Source organism: Chitinimonas sp. BJB300 (genome assembly GCF_002735695.1).
In the GTDB taxonomy this organism is placed as follows: Bacteria; Pseudomonadota; Gammaproteobacteria; order Burkholderiales; family Chitinimonadaceae; genus Chitinimonas.
Genome location: NZ_PDZH01000271.1, coordinates 1 through 2,220 on the forward strand (window position 1 = coordinate 1; position 2,220 = coordinate 2,220).

Below are 2,220 nucleotides of genomic sequence, written 5' to 3' on the forward strand. Positions count from 1 at the left end.
GAACCTCAGACCCGGCCCCCCTTTACGTTCCGTCTCCACGCTGCGCACCTCGCCTTGGCTACGTCTGGCCTTCACCTGCTCCAGCACCGTGTTCGAACACGACCCTTCAGCGAAGTCGCCCCGCATCAGCTCGCCGTTCTTCACATCCAGCCACAGGCTATTCGCGTCGCCGAGGTTGCGGTTGGAGGTCGTGGTCAGATAGCTCTTCAACGGCAGCGTCCGGCTGTCCACTTTCAGTACATGCGACTTCGGCGACAGGCCGCAGTAGCTGTATTTACCCTCGACGTCCGTGATGAAGAAGGTGCCTTCCTCCAGGTACAGCCTCACCCCGGGGATGCCGATCTCTTCTGCATCCTGGACATGGTTGTTGTTGCAATCCACGAACACCTTGCCCATGACGCAAGCGTCGCTGGTGAACACGCCGGCCGTGACCTTCACCTTGGCCCGCGCTTCGTTCGAACAACGCTGCCGGTCTGCCGAGCAGGCCTTGACGCGGTTGATGCCATCGCCCCGCATCGCCAGCACACCGACACGGACGCGGTAGGTCAGGGTCAACTCGCCCTGCTGCACCAGCGTGCCGACCGGGAACACCAGTTTCGCGCCGGGCCGGCCTATCGGGTCTGCCAGCGCTTGGGACGCGCCGCCCTTAACCGTCAGCCAGGCGGTGCCATCCAGGTAGCTGAACCCGGCCGGCAGGACATCTTCCAGCTCGGCGTTCAGCAACGGCAGGGTGTCCTGATTCCGTACCGTGATGGTGTAACGCACGGTGTCACCGATTTCTGCCTGGTTCACCGAGGCTTGTTTCATGATCAGCACACCCAGCGTTGTACCGGTCAGGCTCACCGGCGTCGGGGTCGGCTGTCCGGACGGCGTGGGCGTCAACAGCGGCGGCGGCGGTACCTGTCCCGGCGGCAGGCTCGGGATCGGGGCGACGTCGATGGAGGACGTTTGCGATACCACGCCAACTGGTGGGTTCTGTGGCAGGCCCTCCGGCGTGAAGGTGAAGCCGGTCTGGTTGACGCCACTGCCCGGGGTGGTCGAGCTGGCCAGACCGGTGTTCAACAACGCATCGGTCGGAACCGGGTTGGCGCCGAAGTCCACACGCACCACCAGGCCGATCACGCACGATTCACCCGGTTGCAGGTCGAAACCGCCACTGAGCAAGGCGCTGTTGCTGAAGCCGTTGTATTGGTTATTGCCCTGACACACCGTCGTGTTGGGACCATTCCCCACGGTGAAACTGCCGGGGACAATCGAGACCCCGGCGCCGCCATTGGCCGGGAGGCCTGCGGCAAAGGTAGAGGTCAGGTTATCGTTCACCTGCACATTGGCCGCCGGTATGGTGCCGATATTGCCGACCACCAGCCGGTACGGTACGTCGAACACCCGTCCGCCCAGGAAGTTCGGCGTCCCTGCCCGCTTCAGTACCGCCAGCTTCGGCGTCGACAACGGCGTCGTCACCGTACAGCTGGAGCAGGTACCGGTGCTGGAGGCGACCGTGTTCACCAGCTGGGTCACCCCATTCGGCAGCGGGCTGCGTACGGTGACGGTGAAAGTCTTCACCTGCAAGCTGCTGGCGGTGACCGTGACCGTCTGGTTACAGGTGGTGCCCGCTGCGGCGCAGCTGGCGCTCCAGCCTTCACCGCTGCCACTGTAGGTGGTGCCGGCCGGGGTGGTTTCGGTCACCACCGTGGTGGCCGGGCCTGCGCCGCTGGTTTCCTGCACATTGATGGTGTAGGTCAGCACATCCCCCGCTTTGGCCAGATAGCCTGCCGGTACCGCGGCGCCGTTCACCTGGCTCAGCACCTTGGTCACATCCGGGTTGCCGCCGGGTACGGCGCCAGTGGTCTTGGCGCACAGACCATCGCCAGAGGCATTGTTCGCCCCCACCGCCGGGTCGGGGTTATCGCAATTGGCGGAACGTGGATCGCCACCAGTGCTGGTAACGACAACACGGTTGGTCAGGGCGCCGCTGGCGGTCGGTGATACCGCTACCGTATAGCTGACCACCAGGCTGGCGCCGGCTGCGATATTCGGCGTGCCGTTGCAGGTCACGATCTGCCCGGCAGCACTACACACCAGCGGTGCACCGGCAGTCTGCGCCGAGAAGGTCAGGTTGGCCGGCAAGGTGTCGGTGAAGCCCACGAGGCCGGTAGTGACACTGCCGCCGATATTGCTCAGCGTGACGTTGTAAGTGCCTGTGCTGCCGGCCGTGAAGCT

General features: G+C 64.6%; 1 protein-coding gene. It reads right to left on the reverse strand.

From position 1 onward, the window contains the following. On the reverse strand, window positions 1-2,220 hold a 2,220-nt coding region (locus CSQ89_RS21195; RefSeq protein ID WP_143747129.1), incomplete at both ends, for a DUF11 domain-containing protein.